The 25,541-nt window shown below is 30.5% G+C and carries 23 protein-coding genes; all 23 read left to right on the forward strand.

What is annotated here, in order from left to right; translation table 11 throughout:
- Positions 1–2 precede the first annotated feature (2 nt).
- The 23 genes from AAYQ05_RS18535 to asnB all read left to right on the forward strand — a co-directional run bounded on the left by AAYQ05_RS18535 (position 3) and on the right by asnB (position 25,541).
- Positions 3–2,114, forward strand: coding sequence for a bi-domain-containing oxidoreductase (locus AAYQ05_RS18535; RefSeq protein WP_343544836.1), 2,112 nt, complete (start codon positions 3–5; stop codon positions 2,112–2,114).
- A 5-nt stretch (positions 2,115–2,119) separates the two neighbouring features.
- Positions 2,120–3,997 (forward strand): alginate lyase family protein, encoded by a 1,878-nt coding sequence (locus AAYQ05_RS18540; RefSeq protein ID WP_343544837.1) that lies wholly within the window; start codon positions 2,120–2,122, stop codon positions 3,995–3,997.
- The gene (locus tag AAYQ05_RS18545) at positions 3,998–5,230 is read left to right on the forward strand and encodes a glycosyltransferase family 4 protein (protein ID WP_343544838.1); all 1,233 of its coding nucleotides are present in this window, start codon (positions 3,998–4,000) and stop codon (positions 5,228–5,230) included.
- Between the two features lies 1 nt (position 5,231).
- Positions 5,232–5,837, forward strand: coding sequence for a sugar transferase (locus tag AAYQ05_RS18550; protein ID WP_343544839.1), 606 nt, complete (start codon positions 5,232–5,234; stop codon positions 5,835–5,837).
- Positions 5,824–6,444: an acetyltransferase gene (locus AAYQ05_RS18555; protein WP_343544840.1), complete on the forward strand. Its 621-nt coding sequence runs from the start codon at positions 5,824–5,826 to the stop codon at positions 6,442–6,444. The genes AAYQ05_RS18550 and AAYQ05_RS18555 overlap by 14 nt, the downstream gene beginning before the upstream one ends.
- The gene (locus AAYQ05_RS18560) at positions 6,437–7,582 is read left to right on the forward strand and encodes an aminotransferase class I/II-fold pyridoxal phosphate-dependent enzyme (RefSeq protein ID WP_343544841.1); all 1,146 of its coding nucleotides are present in this window, start codon (positions 6,437–6,439) and stop codon (positions 7,580–7,582) included. The genes AAYQ05_RS18555 and AAYQ05_RS18560 overlap by 8 nt, the downstream gene beginning before the upstream one ends.
- A gap of 14 nt (positions 7,583–7,596) precedes the next feature.
- Complete coding sequence (gene rfbC, locus AAYQ05_RS18565; protein WP_343544842.1) at positions 7,597–8,145, forward strand: dTDP-4-dehydrorhamnose 3,5-epimerase; 549 nt, start codon at positions 7,597–7,599, stop codon at positions 8,143–8,145.
- The gene (gene rfbD / locus AAYQ05_RS18570) at positions 8,146–8,997 is read left to right on the forward strand and encodes a dTDP-4-dehydrorhamnose reductase (RefSeq protein ID WP_343544843.1); all 852 of its coding nucleotides are present in this window, start codon (positions 8,146–8,148) and stop codon (positions 8,995–8,997) included.
- 59 nt (positions 8,998–9,056) lie between these two features.
- On the forward strand, positions 9,057–9,941 hold the full coding sequence (gene rfbA / locus AAYQ05_RS18575; protein WP_343544844.1) for a glucose-1-phosphate thymidylyltransferase RfbA: 885 nt from the start codon (positions 9,057–9,059) through the stop codon (positions 9,939–9,941).
- Between the two features lie 84 nt (positions 9,942–10,025).
- On the forward strand, positions 10,026–11,993 hold the full coding sequence (locus tag AAYQ05_RS18580) for a polysaccharide biosynthesis protein (protein ID WP_343544845.1): 1,968 nt from the start codon (positions 10,026–10,028) through the stop codon (positions 11,991–11,993).
- A gap of 127 nt (positions 11,994–12,120) precedes the next feature.
- Complete coding sequence (locus AAYQ05_RS18585) at positions 12,121–12,984, forward strand: ABC transporter permease (RefSeq protein WP_343544846.1); 864 nt, start codon at positions 12,121–12,123, stop codon at positions 12,982–12,984.
- Positions 12,985–14,271, forward strand: coding sequence for an ABC transporter ATP-binding protein (locus tag AAYQ05_RS18590; RefSeq protein ID WP_343544847.1), 1,287 nt, complete (start codon positions 12,985–12,987; stop codon positions 14,269–14,271).
- A gap of 9 nt (positions 14,272–14,280) precedes the next feature.
- On the forward strand, positions 14,281–15,087 hold the full coding sequence (locus AAYQ05_RS18595) for a class I SAM-dependent methyltransferase (RefSeq protein ID WP_343544848.1): 807 nt from the start codon (positions 14,281–14,283) through the stop codon (positions 15,085–15,087).
- Between the two features lie 501 nt (positions 15,088–15,588).
- Positions 15,589–15,744, forward strand: a complete 156-nt coding sequence (locus tag AAYQ05_RS18600; protein ID WP_343544849.1) for a hypothetical protein — start codon at positions 15,589–15,591, stop codon at positions 15,742–15,744.
- Positions 15,745–16,079: 335 nt separating this feature from the next.
- Entirely contained in the window at positions 16,080–16,721 is a 642-nt protein-coding gene (locus AAYQ05_RS18605) for a glycosyltransferase (RefSeq protein WP_343544850.1), read from the forward strand.
- Between the two features lie 179 nt (positions 16,722–16,900).
- Positions 16,901–17,812 (forward strand): glycosyltransferase family 2 protein, encoded by a 912-nt coding sequence (locus AAYQ05_RS18610; protein WP_343544851.1) that lies wholly within the window; start codon positions 16,901–16,903, stop codon positions 17,810–17,812.
- Positions 17,809–18,771, forward strand: a complete 963-nt coding sequence (locus AAYQ05_RS18615) for a glycosyltransferase family 2 protein (RefSeq protein WP_343544852.1) — start codon at positions 17,809–17,811, stop codon at positions 18,769–18,771. Before AAYQ05_RS18610 ends, AAYQ05_RS18615 begins: the two co-directional genes overlap by 4 nt.
- A complete protein-coding gene (locus tag AAYQ05_RS18620) occupies positions 18,768–19,619 on the forward strand; it encodes a glycosyltransferase family 2 protein (protein ID WP_343544853.1) in 852 nt (283 codons plus the stop codon). The genes AAYQ05_RS18615 and AAYQ05_RS18620 overlap by 4 nt, the downstream gene beginning before the upstream one ends.
- Before the next feature lie 254 nt (positions 19,620–19,873).
- Positions 19,874–20,917, forward strand: a complete 1,044-nt coding sequence (locus AAYQ05_RS18625; protein ID WP_343544894.1) for an N-acetylneuraminate synthase family protein — start codon at positions 19,874–19,876, stop codon at positions 20,915–20,917.
- Between the two features lie 95 nt (positions 20,918–21,012).
- Positions 21,013–22,170, forward strand: a complete 1,158-nt coding sequence (gene neuC / locus AAYQ05_RS18630) for a UDP-N-acetylglucosamine 2-epimerase (RefSeq protein ID WP_343544854.1) — start codon at positions 21,013–21,015, stop codon at positions 22,168–22,170.
- Position 22,171: 1 nt separating this feature from the next.
- Positions 22,172–22,870: an acylneuraminate cytidylyltransferase family protein gene (locus tag AAYQ05_RS18635; protein ID WP_343544855.1), complete on the forward strand. Its 699-nt coding sequence runs from the start codon at positions 22,172–22,174 to the stop codon at positions 22,868–22,870.
- Positions 22,836–23,786 (forward strand): NAD(P)-dependent oxidoreductase, encoded by a 951-nt coding sequence (locus AAYQ05_RS18640; RefSeq protein ID WP_343544856.1) that lies wholly within the window; start codon positions 22,836–22,838, stop codon positions 23,784–23,786. Before AAYQ05_RS18635 ends, AAYQ05_RS18640 begins: the two co-directional genes overlap by 35 nt.
- A 36-nt stretch (positions 23,787–23,822) precedes the next feature.
- A complete protein-coding gene (gene asnB, locus AAYQ05_RS18645; RefSeq protein ID WP_343544857.1) occupies positions 23,823–25,541 on the forward strand; it encodes an asparagine synthase (glutamine-hydrolyzing) in 1,719 nt (572 codons plus the stop codon).

Below are 25,541 nucleotides of genomic sequence, written 5' to 3' on the forward strand. Positions count from 1 at the left end.
AAATGAAACAAATTATACAATCTTTTAAGAGTGGTGAAACTATACTTGAAGAGGTTCCAGCTCCTTTAGTTGCAAAAGGACATATATTAATTCGATCAACACGTTCTTTAGTGTCTTTAGGAACTGAACGTATGCTTGTAGAATTTGGTAAATCAAATTTAATATCTAAGGCTCGGCAACAACCAGATAAAGTAAAACAAGTTTTAGATAAAATTAAAACAGAAGGCCTTTTGCCAACACTTGAGGCTGTATTTAATAAATTAGGAGAACCTTTACCACTAGGATATTGTAACGTAGGTGTTGTCATTGGTGTCGGTGAGGGAGTTAGTGAATTTAAAGTTGGTGATAGAGTTGCTTCCAATGGACAACATGCTGAATATGTTTGCGTTCCTAAAAATTTAGCGGCTAACATACCTGACAATATTAGTGATGAGCAAGCAACTTTTACAGTCATAGGTTCAATTGGATTACAAGGCATTAGATTATTAAATCCAACTTTAGGGGAAACAATTGTTGTTGTTGGCTTAGGATTGATAGGACTGCTAACTGCCCAATTGTTAATAGCAAATGGATGTAAAGTAGTTGGTGTTGATATTGATGAAAGTAAATTAAGTTTAGCGAAAGAATGGGGAATAATTCCATTTAATCCAAAGAATGGAGATGTTGTAAAATTTGTTCAAGAATGTACTGGAGATACTGGAGCAGATGGCGTAATTATTACAGCATCCGCTAAAAATAATGAGATAATTTCTCAAGCAGCAAGAATGTCCAGAAAAAGAGGGCGTATTATTTTGGTTGGCGTTATAGGATTAGATCTTAGTAGAGCTGAATTTTATGAAAAAGAACTTAGTTTTCAGGTTTCATGCTCTTATGGACCAGGTAGATATGATGAGAATTATGAAAATAGAGGAGTAGATTATCCTTTGCCATTTGTAAGATGGACGGAAAAAAGAAATTTTGAAGCAATCTTACAGTCAATTTCTTCAGGAAAATTACAAGTAGATAAAATGATTTCTCAAGTAGTTGCGCTAACAGATTATATGCAAATATACAAAGAGATTGGAGCCAGTAAATCAATAGCCTCTATCTTGAAATATGATGATAATATAAATAATCCTAGAAACACTATTGAGCTAAAATCAGCAAATTATGAAGGTCAGAAAGGAGTAATTGGCGTAATAGGTTCTGGTAATTTTACAAAAATGACAATGCTTCCAGCTTTAAAAGGAAGTGGAGCTATTTATAAATATATTGCAAGCAAAGGAGGGGTAAGTGGAACTGCAATGGCTCAGAAATATCTTTTTTCTCATTCAACTACAAATACAGACGATATCCTTAGGGATAATGAAGTTGATTTAGTATTAATTACAACTAGACATAACCTTCATGCTCCAATGGTTGTTAAATGTTTAGAGGCAAATAAACATGTCTTTGTAGAAAAACCTTTAGCTTTAAATAATGAAGAACTAGTTCAAGTTATTAGCGCACAAAAGAAATCTGGAAAAACTATAATGGTTGGTTTCAATAGACGATTTTCTCCTCATGCCATCAAGATGAAATCTCTTTTAGGAAATTCTCAAATGAATGTGATTGCCACAATGAATGCAGGTGCAATACCAAAAAATGTATGGGTGCACGATATGCAAGTTGGAGGCGGAAGGATTATTGGAGAAGCTTGCCACTTTATAGATTTAATTACCTATTTAACAGGAAGTAAAGTGAAATCTATTTGTATGAATGCAATGGGAGTGAATCCAGAAGAGAACACTGATAACGCAAGCATTTTATTGAAGTATGAAAATGGTTCGACTGGAGTCATAAATTATTTTTCAAATGGTTCAAAAGCGTATTCAAAAGAAAGAATTGAAGTATACTCTCAAGAGAGAACATTAATAATGGATAACTTTATAAAAACAGAAGGATTTGGTTTTAAAGGTTTTTCAAAATTGAAAACGAGATTAGACAAAGGTCATAAAAACCAATTTCATAAGTTAATTGAGCAAACAAAAAATGGAGGTGAATCATTAATACCTTTGGAAGAATTAATAAATACTTCCAAAGCAAGTTTTGCTGCTATTGAAAGTCTAAAAACAAATAGTTGGATCTCTATTTAAAAAAAATGAATATAAAATTAGGAATTCAACTTTTTCGTAATATGGGATTACGGTATACCTCATACCGTATTTTCCATGAATTAGAAAAAAGAAGTGGAATTTTAAAAAAAAGACATCCATTTTCTTTTAAAAATCAAATTTTTTTTTCGTTGGAAAATTGGCGCTTAAATACGCCAGATTTTGTAATAGAAGAAAGAGAAAAGTTAACATTTTTTAAAAGACCTTCAACTTCACTTAAAGAAAAAGTTAATCTTATAAAATCTGGTTCATTATTGTTTTTTAATAGAGAATGGATTGAAATAGGAAAAGACTACGATTGGCTGACAAATCCTATAACAAATTATAAATACGATAGTTCCCTGCATTGGTCTAAAATTGAAGATTTTAGTAAAAAAAATGGAGACATAAAGTATGTGTGGGAAAAATCTCGGTTTTCTTACCTATTGACGATTATTTGTAATGATTACCATAATGATGAAGATAATTCATCTTTTGTGTTTGATGAGATTGAAGATTGGATAAAAGAAAATCCTATAAATAAAGGACCAAACTGGAAATGTAGTCAAGAAATTTCTCTGAGAATTTTTAATTGGTGTTATGCTTTATATTTTTATAAAAATAGTGAATCATTAACGGAAAAACGCTGGGCTAAAATTCAGGAAGTTATCTATGCATCATTACATCACGTATTTAATCATATAGATTTTTCTAGAATAGCAGTCCGTAATAATCATGCTATAACTGAAACATTATTTTTAGCACTTAGTGAATTATTATTTCCTTTTATTTCGGAAACAAAAAAATGGGCGAAAAAAGGTAGGAATTGGTTTGAGCAGGAAATTGAATATCAAATTTATCCTGATGGTACTTTTTTACAATTTTCAATGAATTACCACAGAGTTGTAATTCAATTGTTTTCGTTAGGTCTCTCAATGACCGAAAAGCATAAAAAAAAATTTAGCCCTATTGTCTATAACAGAGCCGAATTGTCTTTAAATTTTTTGTTTCAATGTTTGCAAAGTCAAAATGGATATTTACCTAATTATGGTAATAATGATGGAGCACTTTTTTTCCCATTAACAGAAGCCGATTATCGCGATTATCGTCCACAATTAAATACTTTGCACCATATTCTAAAAGGGACGCCTCTTTTTGAGGATATTGAAGCTTGTCAAGATTTAAATTGGTTATCTAATATTTCAAAAGTACATTCAAGTCCTAAGTTAGAACAAAAAGATGGGATTATTAGCTTCCCTGACGGAGGATATTATTTAATTAGAGACGGTGAGACATTTACTTTTATAAGATGCGGAAAACATAAAGATCGTCCTGCACATGCGGATAACTTACATATAGACATTTGGTATAAAGGCATCAATTATTTGAGAGATTCAGGAACTTATAAATATAATACAACTAATGAAATGTTGCAATATTTTACAGGTACTCAGGCACATAATACTGTAATTGTTGATGATAAGGCTCAAATGCTAAAAGGGAATAGATTTATCTGGTTTTATTGGTCTCAAGCAATAAAAACAAAATTGATAGAAACAGAATCAGCTTATGTATTTGAAGGTAGTATAAGTGCTTTTAAATATCTGAATCCAAAAGCAGTACATTCAAGAACATTGATAAAGAGTAAAAGTAAATTAGGATGGGAAGTTAAAGATAGAGTCGATAGCTTAAAAAATAAAAATAAAAAGCAAATTTGGCACTCTGATGAGAATAACATTACTTTTCAAGCTGCAATTAATGATCTGGAAGTACAATCAAATGATGTAAAATCTTTTAATTCTTTATATTATGGAGAATGTAAAGAAGGAAAGGCGATTTCTTTTTCATTTGAAAAAGAAATAATTACAAAAATTAATATATATTAAATGAATATTTTACTATTACATCAATATTTTCTTGAAGAAGATGATCCTGGGGGGTCTAGATGGAATGAAATGACAAAAACCTGGATCGAAGAAGGACATAGTATTACTGTAATAGCTGGAATGATGCATTATAACGGTAATTCTAAACGTGATGAGTATAAAAAAAAATATTTTGTAAAAAAACAACAAGGGAATGTCACAGTATACAGAACACACGTTTCAGAAGTCTACAATTCAGGTTTTTTAGGACGCTTATGGGGATATTTTTCATTTATGTTTTCCTCTATGTGGGCTGGTTTTTTTAAGGTGAGTGGTAAATTTGATGTTGTTGTTGTTACTTCTCCGCCATTATTTGTGGGATTAAGTGGTTATTTAATTTCAAGAATTAAAAGAATTCCGATGGTATTTGAAATAAGGGATTTGTGGCCGGAGTCGGCAATCGATACTGGAGTATTGACAAACAAATGGATTATTAAAGGTGCATATTGGTTTGAAAAGTTTATATATAAAAAAGCAAAACTAATAAATGTACTTACTCCAGCTTTTTATAATACTTTGCGTGATTTTAAAAATGTTCCTGAAAGCAAGTTGATTATGATTCCGAATGCTGCCGATTTCAGCCTTTCAGAAGAATTACAAGAAATATTTGACAGAGATAGTTTTAGAAAAAAACATAATCTTGAAAATCATTTTGTCATTACATATGTAGGAGCACATGGAGTAGCAAATCATTTGGAACAGCTTCTAGAAACGGGAAAAGTTTTAGAAGATACTAATGTTCTTTTTTTATTAATTGGACAAGGGATGGAGAAGGAGAGATTGATGAAATTAGCCTCTGAGCAAAATGTAATTAATGTAAGATTTATTGATCCTGTTCCTAAAAAAGAAGTTTTTAAATATATTTTGGCTTCTGAGATGGGGGCGTCAGTTTTGAAAAAAGTTGATACATTTAAAACAGTTTATTCCAATAAAACATTTGATTATTTTTCATGTAAAAAACCTATAATTATGGCTATAGATGGAGTTTCGAGAGAACTAGTAGAACAGGCAAGTGCAGGCACATATGTTGAACCTGAGAATATTATAGAATATGAAAGAGTAATTAGACATTATTTAAGTAATCCTTCTCAATTAATTAAGGAAGGGAATAGTGGTTTTCAATATGCTAAATTGAATTTTGATAGAAAAGTCCTGGCTACAAGATATGTTAAGTTAATTGAAGAAATTATTTAAGATGTATAAAAATTTCATTAAAAGAATTCTTGATTTTTCAATTGCATTAATGGGCTTAGTTATTCTTGCCCCTGTTTTTACTGTAATCACTATATTTTTGTTTGCCGCTAATCAGGGTAAACCTTTTTTTGTTCAAGTCCGTCCAGGTAAAGGAGAAAAGGAATTTAAAATTATTAAATTCAAAACAATGAACGATAAGAAAGATTTAGAAGGAAATTTATTGGCAGATGAGTTTCGTTTAACAGCGATAGGAGCTTTTGTTAGAAAGACTTCTCTAGATGAGATTCCTCAGTTATTAAATGTTTTAAAAGGTGACATGAGTTTAATTGGACCAAGACCTCTTCTTCCTGAATATATTAGAATATATAGTGATTTTCAAAAGCAAAGGCATGATGTTAAACCTGGCATAACTGGTTGGGCTCAAATAAACGGAAGAAATGCAATTTCTTGGCAACAAAAGTTTGAATACGACGTATGGTATGTGAAAAATTTATCATTTGCTTTAGATCTTAAAGTAATTTTTAAGACTTTTCAAAAAGTGTTTAAAAGTGAGGGTGTAAATGCAACAGGAGTTGCGACTACAGAAAAATTTAATGGAAAAAATTAAATACTTATATGGCGCAAGCGGGCACGGTAAAGTCGTTGTTGACATATTAAAAAGTAAAAATATAGTCATTAATGGAATTTTAGACGATAACCCTAAAATTGACTTTATATCAAATATTCCTGTCTTAAAAGCTGTCGAAGCAAAAATTTCTTTTGATAATGAAATCATTATTTCAATAGGAGATAATGGAATTAGAAAAAAAATAGCATCAAATTTAAAAACTTCTTTTTTTACAGCTTTACATGCAAATGCGGTAGTTTCTGAATATGCTAGAATCAAAAAAGGTTCGGTAGTTATGGCTGGGGTAATAATAAATTCGAGCGTAAAAATCGGAAAACATTGTATTATTAATTCAGGTGCTATTATTGAACATGATTGCGAAATAGGAGACTTTTGTCATATATCTCCAAATGTTTCTTTAGCAGGAAATATTAATGTTGGAGAAGGGACACATATCGGTATTGGTGCTTGTGTTATTCAAGGAATAAAAATTGGAAAGTGGGCTATTATTGGAGCAGGATCAGTAATAATTAATGATGTGCCAGATTTTGCAGTTATTGTAGGAAATCCAGGTAAAATTATAAAATTTAATAAAACAAATGAATAATTCAAAAATATGGTTATCATCTCCTCACATGGGAGGAAATGAACAAAAGTATGTTCAGGAAGCATTTGATACAAATTGGGTAGCACCACTTGGACCAAATGTAAATGGGTTCGAAAAAGATTTAGAAGATTATCTAAATGGTAATGTTTTTGTAGGTGCTTTAAGTTCGGGGACTGCTGCGATACATTTAGGCCTTATTTTATTAGGGATAAAACCTGGGGACGAAGTTATTTGTCAAAGTATGACATTTTCTGCGTCAGCAAATCCAATATTATATTTAGGCGCCACTCCTGTTTTTATAGATAGTGAATCAGAAACTTGGAATCTTTGCCCCGTAGCCTTAGAAAATGCTATTATTGACAGAATTTCAAATGGTAAAAAGCCAAAAGCAATTATTGCTGTACATCTTTACGGAATGCCTTACAAGAAAGATAGTATTCATGACATTGCAAAAAAATATGAAATTCCTATTTTAGAAGATAGTGCAGAAGCATTAGGAAGTAAATATAAAAATAAGAATTGTGGAACTTTTGGAGACATTGGTGTTCTTTCTTTTAATGGGAATAAAATAATTACGACTTCGGGTGGAGGAGCTATTGTAACTCATGATAAGGAAATAAGGGAAAAAGCCGTTTTTCTCTCAACTCAAGCCAGAGATAATGCTCCCCATTACCAACATAGTCAAGTTGGTTACAATTATAGAATGAGTAATATCTGCGCAGGAATAGGTAGAGGACAAATGGAAGTTTTAGATAAACATATTGGTCTAAGGAGAAAAATGCACGATTTTTATGTTAATTATTTTAATGATATTGATGGGGTGACTGTTTTAACCGAACCAAATGAAGATTATTACTCAAATCATTGGTTGTCGGCTATAATTATTGATCCTGCTAAGACTAATAAGAAAACAAGTGAGGATTTAAGACTAGCACTTGAAGAGGAAAATATTGAAAGTAGGCCACTTTGGAAGCCAATGCATTTACAACCAATATTCAAAAACTATCCTTATTATGGCGAAAGCATATCTGAAAATTTGTTTAAAAAAGGATTATGTCTACCATCAGGATCAAATCTTTTGCAAGAAGACCAGAAAAGAATAAAGAATGTATTGGATATTTTTTTTGAAATAAAATAAGAATTTTAGTTGACATGAAAATCGAACAAACATTTATAAAAGATTTAGTAATTATAGAGCCAACAGTTTATGGAGATGAACGAGGCTATTTTTTTGAATGTTATAGCAAAACTAAATTTGAAGATTTGGGAATTAATATTGATTTTGTTCAGGATAATCAATCCTTTTCTAAAAAAGGAACACTAAGAGGGCTTCATTACCAGAATCCTCCTTTTGCCCAAACAAAGTTAGTTCGTGTTTTAGATGGAGAAATTATTGATGTTGCGGTAGATTTAAGAAAAGACTCTCCTACATATGGAAAATCTTTTAGTATTTTGTTATCAGCAGAAAATAAGAAGCAATTGTTAGTCCCGCAAGGATTTGCTCATGGTTTTTCCGTCATTAGTGACACTGCTTCAGTAATGTATAAGTGTGATCAATTCTATAATAAAACCTCAGAAGGCGGAATTAAATTTAATGATCCGTCTTTAAATATTGATTGGGCAATGGATTTAAATGATGCAATTGTGTCAGAGAAAGATCAAGTTTTGCCATTTATTGAAAATTGTAATAGTTTGTTTTAAGTGAAAAAAGTGCTTGTAACAGGAGCAAAGGGGCAATTAGGTTCAGAACTAAGGGTTTTGTCTGAAAATTATAATAATTATAAATGGATTTTTGCAGATCGAACTAAAATAACTTTAGATGATCTAGATTTGCTTAAAACTCAATTAAATGATATTCAGCCGATGGTGATTTTTAATTGTGGTGCCTACACAGCAGTTGATAAAGCAGAAAATGAGAGAGAATTAGCGTTTATAGTAAATCATTTAGCTGTCGAAATAATTGCAAAATTTGCTTCAGAAAATAAAGCTAAATTAATTCACGTTTCAACTGATTATGTTTTTGATGGTACTTCTTCCGTAGCTTTAAATGAAGAAGCAAATACAAATCCTGTAAATGTTTATGGAGAGAGCAAATTGGCTGGAGAAATTGCGTGTTTAAAAGAAAATCCAGATTCTATTATTATTAGAACTTCATGGGTCTATAGTAAATTTGGGAACAATTTTGTAAAAACCATGCAGCGATTAATGCAGGAAAGAGACACTATCAATGTTGTTAATGACCAAATTGGCTCACCAACTTATGCGGCTGATTTGGCGCAAGTAATGATTGATATTCTTGAATCTTCAAAATGGATTCCAGGGGTATATAATTATTCAAACGAAGGCGAAATAAGTTGGTATGATTTTGCACTGAGTATTAAAGAGTTTGGAGGATACAATTGTAATATTGGAGGTATTCCTTCTGCTTCTTATCCAACTCCTGCAAAACGTCCAGAATTTTCATTATTAGACAAGAAAAAAATTAAAGAGCTTTATAATTTAGATATTCCTCATTACAAGGAAAGTTTAAAAAAAATGATTGCTAAATTTTGATTTTGGCTTGATTTTAAAGAAGTCTAAAATTCAAAATCTAAGATCTAAAATCAAAATATATGAAAGGAATTATACTAGCAGGAGGTTCAGGTACTCGTTTGCATCCTTTAACTCTTGCAATGAGTAAGCAAATGATGCCTGTTTATGATAAACCAATGATTTATTATCCATTATCAACGTTAATGATGTCTGGTATTAATGAAGTATTAATTATTTCTACTCCTCATGATTTGCCAAATTTTAAAAAATTATTAGGTGATGGCTCAAGTTTAGGATGTAAATTCAGTTATGCTGAACAAGTAGTTCCTAATGGCTTAGCACAAGCGTTTGTAATAGGTGAAGAATTTATAGGCAATGATAACGTAGCTTTAATTCTTGGTGATAATATATTTTTTGGTTCTAATATGCAGGAACTTTTAAAATCTAATACAAAACCAAAAGGTGGAGTTGTTTTTGCTTATCATGTGTCAGATCCTGAACGATATGGCGTAGTTGAGTTTGATCTAAATTTTAAAGCCATTTCAATTGAAGAAAAACCATTAGAGCCCAAATCCAATTATGCAGTTCCAGGGTTATATTTTTATGATAATTCGGTGATTGAAATAGCTAAAAACATTCAACCAAGTGCAAGAGGGGAATATGAAATTACTGATGTTAATAAAGTTTATCTCGAAAAAGGTAAGCTTAAAGTCGGTATACTAAGTAGAGGTACAGCTTGGTTGGATACAGGAACTTTTAATAGTTTAATGCAAGCTGGACAGTTTGTTCAGGTTTTAGAAGAAAGACAAGGCTTAAAAGTTGGATGCATTGAAGAAATTGCTTGGAGACAAGGTTTTATTGATGATGCTCAACTTGAACAAATAGCCCAACCATTACTTAAATCAGGATACGGAACATATTTGTTGGAATTTCTAAAACAAAAGAAAAAAGGTGTTAAAGTTTAATTTGTACCTTTAAGTAATTATTTAAAACCTTTAATTTGTATTTTTGTATAAAGTTCAAATTTTACTGACTTAAAAAATGCTAAATTGAATACAGAAAAACCAAATAACATAACCTCTTTGTTGTACAAAACCTTTTCTCCAAGAAATCTTAGGGCAAATATCAATAATTTGAGTTATCTGCCTAGGTGGATTATCATTACCATTGATGTAATGGTTCTGTTTTTTTCTTTTTCATTTACTTATTTGCTTTTTGACGGAACTGCAATAGGATACATCATAACGTCCCATGATTTTTATTTTGTAGCAAGTTTAATAATAGTTAATATATTTTTCTTTTGGCTTTTTAGAACCTATTCAGGAATTATCAGACACTCTTCGTATATAGATGCAATAAAACTGCTTTTTTCACAAATGTCAGTTTTGGTTTTCTTCTTATTTATAAATTTAATTTTTGAATTGTATACAGGTCATAAAGCTTTTTTAAATACTGCGCTTTTTATCAATTTAGTTTTATCATTTTGTGGACTGTTTCTATATCGTGTAGTTGTAAAGCAGACATTTGAAATGTATTTTTCTGAAAAAGCGACGACTAAGCTTGTTAGAACAGTTATTTATGGTACTGATGCAAATGCAATTTCTGTTGCAAATGCTTTAAAATTTGAAACACCTTCACGATTTAAAATTGTTGGATTTGTAGATAAGAATAATCAGAATGCATCTAAGCGTATGCTGGATCTTCCGATTTTAATCTTAAGAAAAAAGCTTCCGGCTTTAATGCGATCCGTTGCAGCGGAAGGAGTGATTATTGCTGATAAAAGCTTGACAAAAGATGAACAGCTTATTATTGTAGATCAATGTTTAGAGTTTAACTATAGAGTATATACGGTTCCTTTGATTTCAGATTGGGAAAATCAAAAAGAGATTTCTCAAAAAGTAAAGAATATTCAGATCGAAGATTTATTAGAAAGAAAACCTATAGTTCTAGATAGTAAATCAATTTCTAAACAATTAAAAGATAAAACAATTTTAATTACTGGAGCTGCTGGTTCAATTGGAAGCGAGATTGTAAGACAGGTCTTGAATTTTGGACCAAAAAATGTTATAGTTCTAGATCATGCTGAGACACCATTGCATAATTTGTGTTTAGAAACTCAAACAATGAGTTTTAACACTAAGATTGTAGCCGTAATTGCAGATGTCAGAAGTAAAAAAGCATTAGAAAAAGTCTTTAAAAATTACAATCCACATGTTGTTTTCCATGCTGCTGCATATAAACATGTGCCTTTGATGGAAGAAAATCCTGCTCAGGCAATTCAAACCAACATAAAAGGAACCAAAAACTTAGCTGATTTAGCTTGTAAATATCAGGTAAAGAAATTTGTAATGGTTTCTACAGATAAAGCTGTTAATCCAAGTAATGTAATGGGGGCTAGTAAACGTATTGCTGAGAAATATGTTCAATCCTTATTCTTGAAAAACCAACAAGAAAATGTTGAAGGGGGTACAAAATTCATTACAACTCGTTTTGGAAATGTTTTAGGTTCAAATGGTTCTGTTGTGCCATTGTTTACCAAGCAAATTGCCGAGGGTGGACCAGTAACTATTACTCATCAAGATATTATTCGTTATTTCATGACAATTCCAGAGGCTTGCCAACTTGTATTAGAGGCAGGAGCTATGGGGAATGGTGGTGAAATATATATTTTTGACATGGGTAAACCAGTTAGAATTATTGATTTAGCCAGAAAAATGATTAAGTTAGCAGGTTTTATACCAGATAAAGAAATTAAAATTAAAATTGTTGGTTTAAGACCGGGGGAAAAGCTTTACGAAGAATTGTTAAACGATACCTCTAAAACTCTCCCAACATATCATAATAAGATTATGATTGCTCAAGAAATTCAAGACGAATATGAAAATCTTCATAATGATGTTGATGAATTAATCGGTATCGCTGATTTTTATGAAAATGATGATATCGTTGCCAAGATGAAAAAAATTGTTCCAGAATTTAAAAGTATGAATTCTACTTTTGAAGTTTTAGATAAATAAGAATAAATAAAATATTAAGTCAGATAATCAAAAGGTGTTTTTTAAAACACCTTTTGACATTTTTAAACAAATTCTAAAATGTTAAAAATCTTGTTAATTTTAAGGCAAGATTTTTTAGTTCTTTTAAATGGATTCTAAAAACACAAATGACTGGCTGTTTGAAATAACACCCAAGAATAAATTTTTCTCTCTGAATTTTAAAGAAATTTGGCAGTATAGAGATTTATTGATGCTTTTTGTAAAAAGAGACATAATTACAGTTTATAAGCAAACGGTTTTGGGGCCACTCTGGTATCTAATTCAACCCTTATTTACTTCTATAACCTTTACAATAATATTTAATAATGTTGCTGGAATTAAGACTGGGACAATTCCACCATTTTTATTTAATTTGGCAGGAATCATGGTTTGGAATTATTTTACAGCTTGTTTAAATGGAACTTCAGATACATTTAAATCTAACGCATCTATATTTGGCAAAGTATATTTCCCAAGAATTATTACACCTCTATCTATAGTAATCTCAAATTTGGTCAAATTCGGAATTCAATTTTGCATATTTATAGTCTTTTATATAATCTTTTTTTTGCAGGGTGCTGATCTAAGCTTAAATATATCATTATTGCTTTTTCCTATTTTAATTGTATTCATGGGAATTTTGGGATTGGGATTGGGAATGATAATTTCCTCAATGGTGACAAAATATAGAGATTTGAATAATTTAGTCGCATTTGGAGTTCAATTACTAATGTATGTGTCGGCGGTAATGTACCCAATGGAATTAATAAAAGAAAAACTTCCGAAATTTGGATGGATAGTGCAGTATAATCCTTTAGCATATATAATAGAAACTTCTCGTTATATGCTTTTAAATATTGGTAGTATTTCAATTTTTGGTCTATTATATACAGTAGTAGTTACATTGGTTGTTTTCTTTGCTGGATTATTGGTTTTTAATAAAACAGAGAAAAGCTTTATAGATACCGTATAGATGAAAGATATAATATTAAAAGCCGAAAATATTTCAAAACAATATCGTTTAGGAGAAGTTGGCACAGGAACTTTAAGTCACGATTTAAATAGATGGTGGCATATAATTAGAGGAAAAGAAGATCCATATTTAAAGATTGGGGACACAAATGATCGTTCAAAAAAAGGAACTTCAGATTATGTTTGGGCCTTACAAGATATTAATTTTGAAGTTGAAAGAGGTGAAGTTTTAGGTATTATCGGGAAAAATGGTGCAGGAAAATCTACACTTTTAAAAATACTTTCTAAAGTAACAGCTCCTACAACAGGAAGTATAAAATCTCGAGGCCGTATTGCTTCATTATTAGAGGTAGGGACAGGCTTTAATGGAGAAATGACTGGACGAGAAAATATATTTCTAAACGGAGCCATTTTAGGAATGACCAAAAAAGAAATTACATCAAAACTAGATGAAATTATTGAATTTTCAGGTTGCGAACGTTATATAGATACTCCTGTAAAAAGATATAGCTCTGGAATGACAGTTCGTTTGGCATTTGCCGTTGCCGCTTTTCTTGAACCTGAAATTTTAGTTATTGATGAAGTTCTTGCTGTTGGTGATGCTGAATTTCAGAAAAAGGCTATTGGTAAAATGCAAGATATTTCTAAAGGTGAGGGAAGAACAGTTCTTTTTGTAAGCCATAATATGGCGGCGGTGAAAAGTTTATGTACAAAAGGAATTGTTTTGGAGCATGGAAAAGTTGTTTTTGAAGGAAGCATTGATAATTGCATGCAAAAGTATCTTGAAAATGAGAATTCAACTGCTCATCGTATTTGGGAGAAATCAAACGGCAATATTCCTAAAGGCGATTTTATAGAATTAATCGAGGTAAAAGTTCTGAATAAAGAAGAAGAAATTAAAGTAAACCATAATATTTTTGAAGATATAACTATTGAGTTTACTTATGAAATTTTGAAAGAAGGAGAGTTATTTACTCACGGATTTAATTTATTCAATGCAGAAAATATTCACATATTAAGTTCACACGATAAAGAGTCACAGACATTAATTATGCCGCATTCGAAAGGAATACATAAAAAATCAGTTGTTATTCCTGGTAATTTTTTGGCAGAGGGGAATTATTTGTGCAGTTTCGCAATAATGAGATATAATCCGTTTTGTGTAGAGTTTCATGAATTAGAAGTAGTTGGTTTTAATGTCGTTGACGAAATTAGTGGTAAAACTGTGAGAGGAAATTATTCAGGTAAATTCCCTGGTGTTGTTCGTCCATTATTAAATTGGAAATAAAGAGATTAAATGAAAAAGTGGACAGGAGAAAGATTAGAAACTTTTATACAAACAAGAGACTCAATCGAGCATTTGCATAGGTATGCTATTGTAAGTGATTACATAACAGGTAAAGTGGTTTTAGATATAGCTTGTGGAGAAGGCTATGGAAGTAATTTAATGGCTAAAAATGCTTCATTTGTTTATGGAGTTGATATAGATGTTGATACAATTGATAAGGCAAAATCAAAATATCAAAAAGAAAATTTAGAATTTAGAATTGGTAGAGCAGATAAGATACCTCTTGAGAGCAATAGCATTGATGTGGTTGTAAGCTTTGAAACCTTGGAACACCATGATAAACATCAGGAAATGATGGTTGAGGTAAAAAGAGTTTTAAGAAAGGATGGATTATTGATTATTTCGACTCCTGACAAATTACATTATTCAGATGGTAGAAATTTTAAAAATGAATTCCATGTAAAGGAGTTGTATAAAGAAGACTTTAAGAAATTGATAATGACGTATTTTGATAAAATGCAAGTGCTAACTCAAGTATACTGCGGAGGAATGTCTATTATTCAAGATGAAACTGATCAAGATGATATGAGAATATTTTCTGGGAATTTCTTAACAATTAAAAACGAATTTATCAATCCTTTATATCTTATTATAATAGCTTCTGATACAAATTTTATAGAATATAAAAGATCTTTTTTTAATGGAGAAAAGATACAGGAAATAGGTGTAGTGGCTAAGGTTAAAAACAGTAACTCATATAAGCTAGGACATTTTATATTAATTCCATTTAAAGCTTTAAAAAGAAGATTAAGATAAATGTCAGCTATATATTCCATTTTAGAAGCTATTTTTTTTGAGGAAATATTTCTTATTAATCCAATTAGCAAATTTCATTTTATCTTTTTTTAGGTTCTTTCTTTTAATTTATCCTTTTTATAATTATTTTAATATGATCAATTACTGTTTTTTGAAAGAGCATTTACAACTATATAAAAAATCAAAGTAATTAGAAATTTAAAGTATACATTATAAATGATGCCTTTCAATACCTATTGATAGATAGAAAAGAATAACCGTTAATTTGCTTTTGTTCAATTGTATTTATGCTGATTCTTAATCTATACTCATTAAAATAGAATTTTCGATGTTAGGAAATTTAATAAGATAAATTTAGACTGAAAATGCAATGAGATGAGATTGTTGTCAAATCATTAGAAGATTTAAAACGATATGCAGATCTGGCATCCGTAGATTAAAATTCAAAAAATAACTTTGATATCTAAACGTCGAATTAATTATAAAACACCGGTCCATATAATGAAAATTCTCTTCATTTCAATGCCTTGCATTTACACTATTCGATGGATAGAAAATTTAAAAGATACATCTTACGATTTATATTGGTTCGATGTTTTGGAACGAGGAAAGCTAGATACTTTGGGTTCCGTTTATCAATTTACCAATTGGGGGTAAAGAAAAGTTGCTCATGTAAGAGGCGAATATTTTTTAAGTAAAAAATGCCTTTTGTTTATGAAAAAATAAGCCCATTTTTGAGAGTAACTGCAAATGAGGCCTTGGATGAGATAATAAAAGAAATTTGTCCTGAAGTTATTCACAGTTTTGAATTGCAAAGCTGTTCTTAGCCTATCTTAAAAACGATGAAAAAATATCCTAATATAAAATGGATAAATTAATGTTGGGGAAATGATATACATTATTACCAAAAATTTCCTCATCATTTAAAAAAAATAAAACAGGTTTTAAATCGTATTGATTTTTTACATACTGATTGTGAGAGAGATTATGTTTTGGCAAAGCAGTTGGGATTTAAGGGTAAATATACAGGATTAATACCTGGAGGTACTGGATATAAATTGGAAGAGTTATGCCTTTATAAACAGCCAATAGCAGAAAGAAAAATAATACTTGTTAAAGGATATGAGCAGGGTTTTGGTCGAGGTTTATATTGTATTAAGGCATTGCATTCGATCGAACATATTACTCAAAACTATGAAGTAATAGTTTTTGGAGCCCACAAAAAAGTTATTGATTATATTAAAAACAACCAGCTTAATTTTAAATTTTTTGAAAGACATGGGCTTTCTCATGAAGAAGTGATGCATCTAATGGGGAAAGCAATAGTATATATTAGAAATAGTATTTCTGATGGGATGCCAAATGCACTTCTTGAAGCCTTAGTAATGGGGGCATTCCCTATACAATCTAACCCTAGCGGTGTAACTGAAGAAATTATTGAAGATGGAGTTAATGGGTTTTTAATTCAAAATCCAGAAAATGTACAAGAGATTAAAAGTCATTTAGAAAGATCCCTGAGTAATATAGCGCGAATCCAAAAAGCAGAGAAGTTAAATGCAATTATTGCTAAAGAACAGCTAGATTATACTTTTAATCAGGCTAAAGTAATTAATATATATAATAATTTATTTTAAAGGTTATCGAGAATTGTACAAATTATAAATTAAGTTTTCTCGTAGAGACATTGTAAACATGATGATGTATGTAAATTGGCGTCACAAGAAATATTTTGATTTATCTAAATCGAGTAATACATTTTGCATCAAAAAAAAGGAAATTTAAATTAACACACTGTACTAATCAATTCATTTTAATGTCAAATAATTTAGTTTCGATAATAGTTCCTACATATAACCGTGCAGATTTAATTGGTGAAACTTTAAATAGTTTAATTCAACAAACTCATTCGAACTGGGAATGTATTATAGTCGATGATGGTTCCTTAGATCAGACAGTAAACGTAGTTAAAGAATTTGTAAAGAAAGATTCTCGATTCTCGCTTTATTGTTTAGAACATAAAGGCGTGAGTTTTGCTCGGAACTATGCTTTAAGTAAAATTTCAGGAGAGTTTATTCAATTTTTGGATTCTGATGATTTATTACATGAAAATAAACTTGCAAAATCATTGGAAATAATAACTACCGATCAAGAATTGAATAATAAAATGGTTATTTCCAATTTTATGATGTTTCGTAGTAATTTACAAAATATTGAGGTTCCTTTTTGCAAACTTTCTTTGTCAAAATTTACTTTTAAAAAAGTTCTTTACGATTGGGATTTTGATTTTAATATACCAATTCATTGCGGTTTTTTTCATAAAAGTATTTTTAAAGATTTCAAATTTTCAGCAGAACTGGGAGCAAAAGAAGATTGGATTATGTGGTTGAAAATTTTCAAAAATAATCCAGAAGTTGTTTTTTTAGATCTCCCTTTGGCATATTACAGATATCACGAAAAAAATATGACCAAAGATTTTATACATATGAAAAGTAATTTCTTTTATTCTTTTCCAATTCTAAAAGCATTATTGACAGAAAATGATTTTGAGAAATTTTTAATTTTTTTAATTGAGAAATATTATCAGCAGTCAAGAGAAAGAGGAATTGAAGTAAAGAAATATAAAAATTCTGGGTCATATAGATTAGGAAATAAGGCTAGAAAAATTCTAATCAATTTACATTTGCTTTCATTTGCAAATTGGATACTTAAAAAGTTTAAAAAGTGATAGCTATAGTAATACCGTATTATAAACTTGAGTTTTTTGATAAGACTTTAGAATCCTTAAAAAAACAAATTGATAAAAGATTTAAGGTTTACATAGGAAATGATTCAAGTCCAGAAAATCCAGTCTTATTATTAGAAAAATATAAAAACGACTTTAGTTTTAAATATCATCATTTTGAGCAGAATTTAGGTGGGATTTCATTGGTAAAACAATGGGAGAGATGTTTAAATTTAGTAGAAAACGAAGAATGGATCATGATTCTCGGAGATGACGATGTTCTTAATGAAAATGTGGTAGCCTCTTTTTATAGAAATTTAGAAGATATAAACAAGAACGAAATAAATGTAGTTCGTTTTGCAACGACAGTTATAAATGAAAAAGAAGAGACTATTTCCCAAAAATATAAGCATCCAGTTTTAGAATCTGGACAGGACTTTTTGACTAGAAAATTTTCAAAAAGAACAAGGAGCTCGTTAAGTGAATATGTTTTTAAAAGAAATAGAATAGAAAATATAAAATTTAAGGAATTGCCATTGGCTTGGCATTCAGATGATTTGGCGGTTTTAGAATTCTCTATTCCAAATTTTATTTATTCAATCAATGAAGCTCAAGTATTAGTCCGAGTTTCAAATTTAAGTATCACTGGCGACTCTAGTTCAAAAAATCAAAAGAACTGGGCAACTTTCGAATTTTGCGAAATTTTGTTCAAGGATCATACTTTACTTTTTACAAAACTTCAAAAGAAAATAATTTTAAAAAAACTCGAAGTTGCTTTTTTAAACATTCCGTCTTTTAATGCATATCAAAAAATAACAAGCTATTATTTTGAACAAATCGGATTTTGGTCTGCGATAAACTTTCAGTTGCTTTTAATAAAATATCGTATAATTTTGATCTTGCGAAAACTTAAGATTTTTAATGGCATTTATGCGATATATGCCAAATTACTAAATAAATGAAAAACTTTTTTTTAGTTATTCCAACAAGAGACAGACTATCCTATTTGTCTAATTTACTTATTGACTTAAATGCATTCGAAAAACATATTTCTCAAGTTGTCATTGTAGATCAAAGTCAACAGGATATCGAGGCAGATGTAAATAAATTACCGCTGAATTATAAATTTACTTTTGTAAAGAACGCACGAGAAAATTCAGTAAATCATTCCAGAAATCAGGCTTTAAAGTTTTATGAAGAAGAGGAATGGTTATTTTTTCTAGATGATGATTTAAGAATCTCAAGTGTTGCATTTGAGCAAATTGTTGAAACATTACAACCTAATATTATTGATGTTCTAATACCTGGAATTCAATTTGAGGGAATGGAAACTACAGAATTTAAATATCATACAATTTTAGATACAATCTCTAAACCTAGTAATTTTTCAAAGCCTCGATTTAGACTTCAAGTCTGTTCAGGTTTAAATGTTGTAAAAAGAGAAGTTTTTAAGGAAGCAGGTTTTTTATTTGATGAAAATTTTACAATTTGGGGGGATGATTGGGATTATGGAATGCGCTTACTGCAAGCGGGGGCAAATATTTATTTTCAGCCTAAAATTTTAGTTGAACATTTGTCAGCTTCAGTTGGAGGGCAAAGAGATAAATGGACATTGTTAAATACGAAATTAGAAAAAGAGACATTATATTTTTATTTTTTAAAAAAACATTTTTCCAAAACTGTAGTCAAACAACAATTTTTTGTAAAGTTTATTCAGGCTATTAAACGTCTTTTTTCTGCAGGAGAATTATCAAACATTAGAATTTTACTGAAAGCTCATAAAGCCGCATTAAAAATGCCAATTTTGTAATCAGATTGATGCTATAAAATAACTAAATTTTGGCGTAAGATAGATTTAAAAGTAGAAATATCCCTGAAGTTCTGGATTATTGTAACGTAGAAAATTCGTTGAGAAATCTAATTTATAGAAAAGTTATGTAATGATATAAAATCATTTTAGAATGTAATGAAACGGATCATGACAAACATTTATATTTGATGAAAAACGAGAGCGATGAAATGAATAGAATGATTGAAAAGCAAAGAAAAAACTTAATTAACTTTATGGACACTTTTTTGAAAACAGCTGATAAAAAAAATGAATCAAATTTGCCATTTATTATTGCCGAAATTGGTCAGGCACATGATGGTAGTCTTGGGGTTTTGTATTCATATATTGATGCTCTAGCCCAAACTGGTGTCGATGCTGTGAAGTTTCAAATGCATATTGCCGAAGCCGAAAGCAGTATACATGAACCTTTTCGTGTAAAATTTTCATTGGAGGACAAAACAAGATTTGATTATTGGAAACGAATGGGATTTTCTTTAGAGCAATGGAAAGCTATAAAAAAGCATTGCGATGAGGTAGGTTTAAGATTTATTTGCTCTCCGTTTAGCAATTTGGCAGTTGATTGGCTAGAAGAATTAGGAGTAGAACAATATAAAATAGGTTCTGGAGAAGTTAATAATTTTTTAATTTTAGAAAAAATAGCTCGAACTGGAAAGCCAGTGATTTTGTCATCAGGAATGAGTTCTTACGAGGAATTAAATAAAACAGTTGAATTTTTAAAAGAAAGAAATGTTGAATTCTCTATTTTGCAATGTACAACAGCTTACCCGACACAGCCAGAGCAGTATGGTTTAAACGTTATTCAAGAATTAAAAGATCGTTATAATGTTAAAGTAGGGTTTTCTGATCATTCTGCAAAGATCGAAACTTGCATAGCAGCAACAGCTTTAGGTGCTGATATTTTAGAATTTCATGTGGTATTTGATAGACAAATGTTTGGGCCAGATTCAAAATCTTCATTGACCATTTTAGAAACCAAAGAGCTTGTAAAAGCGGTTAGAAATATTAAAACTTCATTATCCAGCCCCGTAGATAAAAATAATAATGAAGCGTTTTCTTCACTAAAGCAAATTTTTGAAAAATCGTTGGCAATTAATAAAGATTTATCAAAAAATCATGTTCTGACTTTCGATGACTTAGAATCTAAAAAACCAAAAGGTTTTGGAATTGATGCGTTTCGATTTCATGAGATTATTGGAAAGACTTTAAACAAAGATTTGAAAAAGTGGGATTTTTTAAATGAGACAGATTTGATATAAATCTAGTTTCGACAGTTTAAAAAGAAAGTTAAAATTAATCTTTTTTCAGCATGTTTTTTTTTGACTACTTTTAGCCCAAGTTTAATATAATTAAAATGCCAAAAAGAAAAATAGCTGTAGTAATAACAGCTCGTCCTTCATATAGTCGAGTAAAGACGGTATTATCAGCCATTCAGGAACATCAAGATTTAGAATTGCAATTAATTATTGCTGCTTCTGCTTTATTGGATCGTTATGGTTCAGCTGTAAATTATATTGAAAAAGATGGTTTTCATATTGCAGCAAAGGTTTTTAACGTATTAGAAGGAGAAAATCTAACTGCAGCTGCAAAAACTACTGGAATTGGTATTCTTGAATTATCTACTGTTTTTGATAATTTGAAACCAGATATTGTGGTAACTGTTGCAGATAGGTTCGAGACAATGGCAACCGCTATTGCCGCTTCATATATGAATATTCCTTTGGCGCATATTCAAGGTGGAGAAGTAACTGGTAATATTGATGAAAAGGTTCGTCATGCAATTACAAAGTTGGCAGATTACCATTTTGTTGCTTCAGAAAATGCAAAAGAAAGAGTAATAAAACTAGGAGAAGATTCTAAAATGGTTTTCAATACAGGATGTCCTTCTATCGATTTGGCATTAGAAATATTAGAGACTGAAAAACTTCCTTTTGACCCTTATCAAAAATATGGAGGTGTAGGAACAAAACCAGATTTATCTAAAGGTTATCTGGTTGTAATGCAGCATCCGGTTACAACAGAATATCAAGACTCAAGAAAACATATCGAAGTTACACTTGAAGCAATCTATAAATTAAATAAGCCAACACTTTGGTTTTGGCCAAATGTAGATGCTGGAGCAGATGGAACTTCTACAGGGATACGTGCTTTTAGAGAGCAACATTTATTACCAAATGTTCATTTTTTCAAGAACATGGAAGGCAAAGATTTTCTGCAATTGTTGAAACATAGCGATTGTTTAATTGGGAATTCAAGTGTAGGTATACGTGAATGTGCTTTTCTGGGTGTTCCAGTTGTTAACATTGGTTCCCGCCAGAATAGAAGAGACCGAGGAGGAAATAGCATAGATACAGATTATTCAGAAGAAGAAATTGGTTTGGCAATTAATAAAATGATGAAAAAAGGAAAAGTTGATTCATCTTCTATCTATGGTGATGGAAAAGCGGGAGTAAAAATAGCTAAATTGTTGACAGAACTGCCTTTACAATTTCATAAAACAATTGTTTATTAATATGAAAGTACTGGCTATAGTTCCTGCCCGTGGTGGTTCCAAAGGAGTACCAGGTAAGAATATTAAAGATTTGGGAGGAAAGCCTTTAATATCGCATGCAATAGAATGTGCTTTAGAGTCTAATTTGGTATCTAAAATTGTTGTATCAACGGATGATGATGATATTGCTGCGGTAGCCAATCGATACAATATAGACGTTTTAAAAAGACCAGATTATTTGGCAGATGATAAGAGCAATGTTGTTGATACTGTTGAGCTTGTCATTGAACAATGTCAGGAAGATTTTGATATTGTTATTCTATTGCAACCAACATCGCCATTGCGTACATATCATGACCTAAATAATATTATCAATCTATTAGCTGAGAAAACCGAAATTGATGGCGTGATTAGTGTCGTGCCAATGAACGATATTAATCCGGCAAGAATGTATAATTTAATGGATGATAATAAATTGATTCCGTTAGATCATAGTGGTGAGACTTCAAGAAGACAGGACATAAAACCTGTATATTATAGAAATGGATGTTTTTATGCTGTAAGAGTTAAAGCTTTTTTGGACCAAAAAACGTTTATGGTCCAAAAAAAAATGGCCTATATAATGAACCCCGACTGGTTGGTGAACATTGATACAATGAGAGATTTTAAATTAGCAACACTTTTATATGACGATTGGCAAAAAGAAGTTATTAATAACTGAATCTAATAATTTTAGTGAAAATGCTTTGACGACTTTGAACGATTTTTTTCAGGTAAAACAGGGAAGAATAGAGAGTCGAGATGAGTTGAAGATAGAAATTGCTGATATAGATATAATTTTTGTCAGATTAGGATTTGTAATTGATAAAGAAATTATTGAAAAAGCACCCAATTTAAAATTCATTTTAACAGCTACAACTGGTCTAGACCATATAGATGTAACTTATTTTGAAAGCATTGGCGGGAAAGTTATTTCACTTAGAAACGAAGTAGATTTTCTTAAAAGTATTCCTTCTACTGCAGAGCATACATGGGCATTATTGTTAGCATTGCTAAAAAAAATCCCAAGTTCATTTGATCACGTAAAAAAGGGCGAATGGAATAGGAATTTATACATTAATACGAATCTTAAATGTAAAAAAATCGGTATTTTAGGTTTAGGCAGAGTAGGGATGCAAGTAGCAAATTTTGCAAAAACCTTTGATATGGAGGTTGGTTTTTTTGATGTAAAAGATATTGAAAGTCAGTTTAATAAATTCAAAACTTCGCAAGAATTGTTTGCTTGGGCAGACATAATTAGTATACATATTCCTTACACTGAGACAAATAAAAATTTTGTTAATAAAGAATTGCTTTCATATTTGAAAAGTAATTCGGTACTTATTAATACTTCGAGAGGTGGCATTTGGGATGAGGAAGAAGTCGCTTTTTTAATTGAAAAAGGCATCATTAGTGGTGTTGCGACAGACGTTTTGAAGAATGAATTAAATTTAAAATCTATTTCATCAAATCCATTAGTGCTTCTGGCAAATCAAGATTTTAATGTGATTATTACTCCTCACGTTGCCGGAGCATCTAAAGAATCTATGGAAATGACAGAAGAATTCATTGTGCAAAAATTTTTAGATCAGATCTAAAAGTAGGATATTATATAATTAATTAAAAAAATAAGAATGTGTGGGATTGCAGGGATTGTAGGAGATTATAAAGAGCATCAACTAGATGCAATGCTTATAAGTCAGCATCATCGCGGTCCAGATACTACGAAAAAATATAATGACGATTGCTTTGCAACCTTAGGGCATAACCGTTTGGCAATTATTGATTTATCTTCACAATCCAATCAGCCATTCATAGATAATTCAGGACGATATGTTTTGGTATTTAATGGAGAAATTTATAACTATATTGAAATTAGAGAGACTCTAAAAAATCAGTATAAATTTAAGACAGAGTCTGATACTGAGGTCTTGTTAGCAGCATTTATTATTTACGGAGAATCTTGTTTGGAAAAATTCAACGGGATGTTTGCCTTTGCTATTTGGGATAATCAAGAAAAGAAGCTTTTTGCTGCACGAGATCGATTTGGAGTGAAACCTTTTTATTATAGTGTATTGAATAATTCTTTATTTTTTTCTTCAGAAATAAAAGCACTGCATGCTGCTGAAATTCCCAAAAAACCTAATGAAAAAGTTTGGGCTTCTTATTTTGCTTTTGGCTCTTACGGAATGCCAAATGAAACTTTTTGGGAGGATATCATACAACTACCAGGAGGTCATTTTTTGAAATATGAAAACCAGAATATAACTATAAAAAAATGGTACTTTTTTGAAGAAGAAGTTGCTAAACAGCAAAAAAAAATAACTTTAAAAGAAGCTAAGGAATATTACATATCCCTTTTAAAGGATAGTATTAATTTACGTTTTAGGTCAGATGTTTCGGTTGGTTTTAATGTGAGTGGCGGATTGGACAGTTCTGTTTTATTAGCTTTGGTTAATCTTCAAGAGAATAATTCCAGAATTAATGCCTATACTTTTTACACAAATAATTCTGATTATGATGAATTATCCTGGGTTGAAAAAATGATTGCAATTACTAATAATCCATTAGCAGAAGTATTGCTTCAGGCAAATGAAATTCCTGCTTTTACAAAAAAAATGGCTTTGCAACAAGACGAACCATTTGGAGGGATTCCAACCTTAGCCTATGCTAAAATTTTCGAAAAAGCTAGAAAAGATGGCGTTTTAGTTCTTTTGGATGGACAAGGAATGGATGAACAATGGGCTGGATATGATTATTATACTCAAAAAAATGATGCTACAATTCAAGGAGTTGAGAATTCGCCATATAAAATAAAAATGCTTTCAGATTCTTTTTTGTCTAAAGCTGAAAAACCTTTATACCCTAAGATTTTCGATGATGAGATTTTAAATAAGCAATATCGAGATTTATTTTATACTAAAATTCCTCGAGCATTACGATTTAACGATCGTGTTTCAATGATGTATTCTACTGAACTGCGAGAACCTTTTCTAGATCATCGATTGGTTGAATTTGCTTTTTCTTTGCCTTTGGAGTTTAAAATTAAAGATGGGGTTTCTAAATATATTTTAAGAGAAATTGCTTCAGAATTTCTTAGCAACGATGTAGCTTTTGCACCTAAAAGACCTTTACAGACCCCACAGCGTGAGTGGTTGGCAGACGATCTAAAAGAATGGGTTAATGGATGTTTAAAGACTATCGAAAATTCCTGTTTTTCGGAGTGGTTCGTAAAAGCTGAATTAGAAAAAGAATTTGATTTTTACTTTAGTGGTAATATTCAATCCAGTTTTCATATTTGGCAATGTATAAGTTTGTGCCAAATGGAATTGTCTGTTCCAATAAGTAATTAA

This window comes from Flavobacterium movens (assembly GCF_039581425.1).
In the GTDB taxonomy this organism is placed as follows: domain Bacteria; phylum Bacteroidota; class Bacteroidia; order Flavobacteriales; family Flavobacteriaceae; genus Flavobacterium; species Flavobacterium luteolum.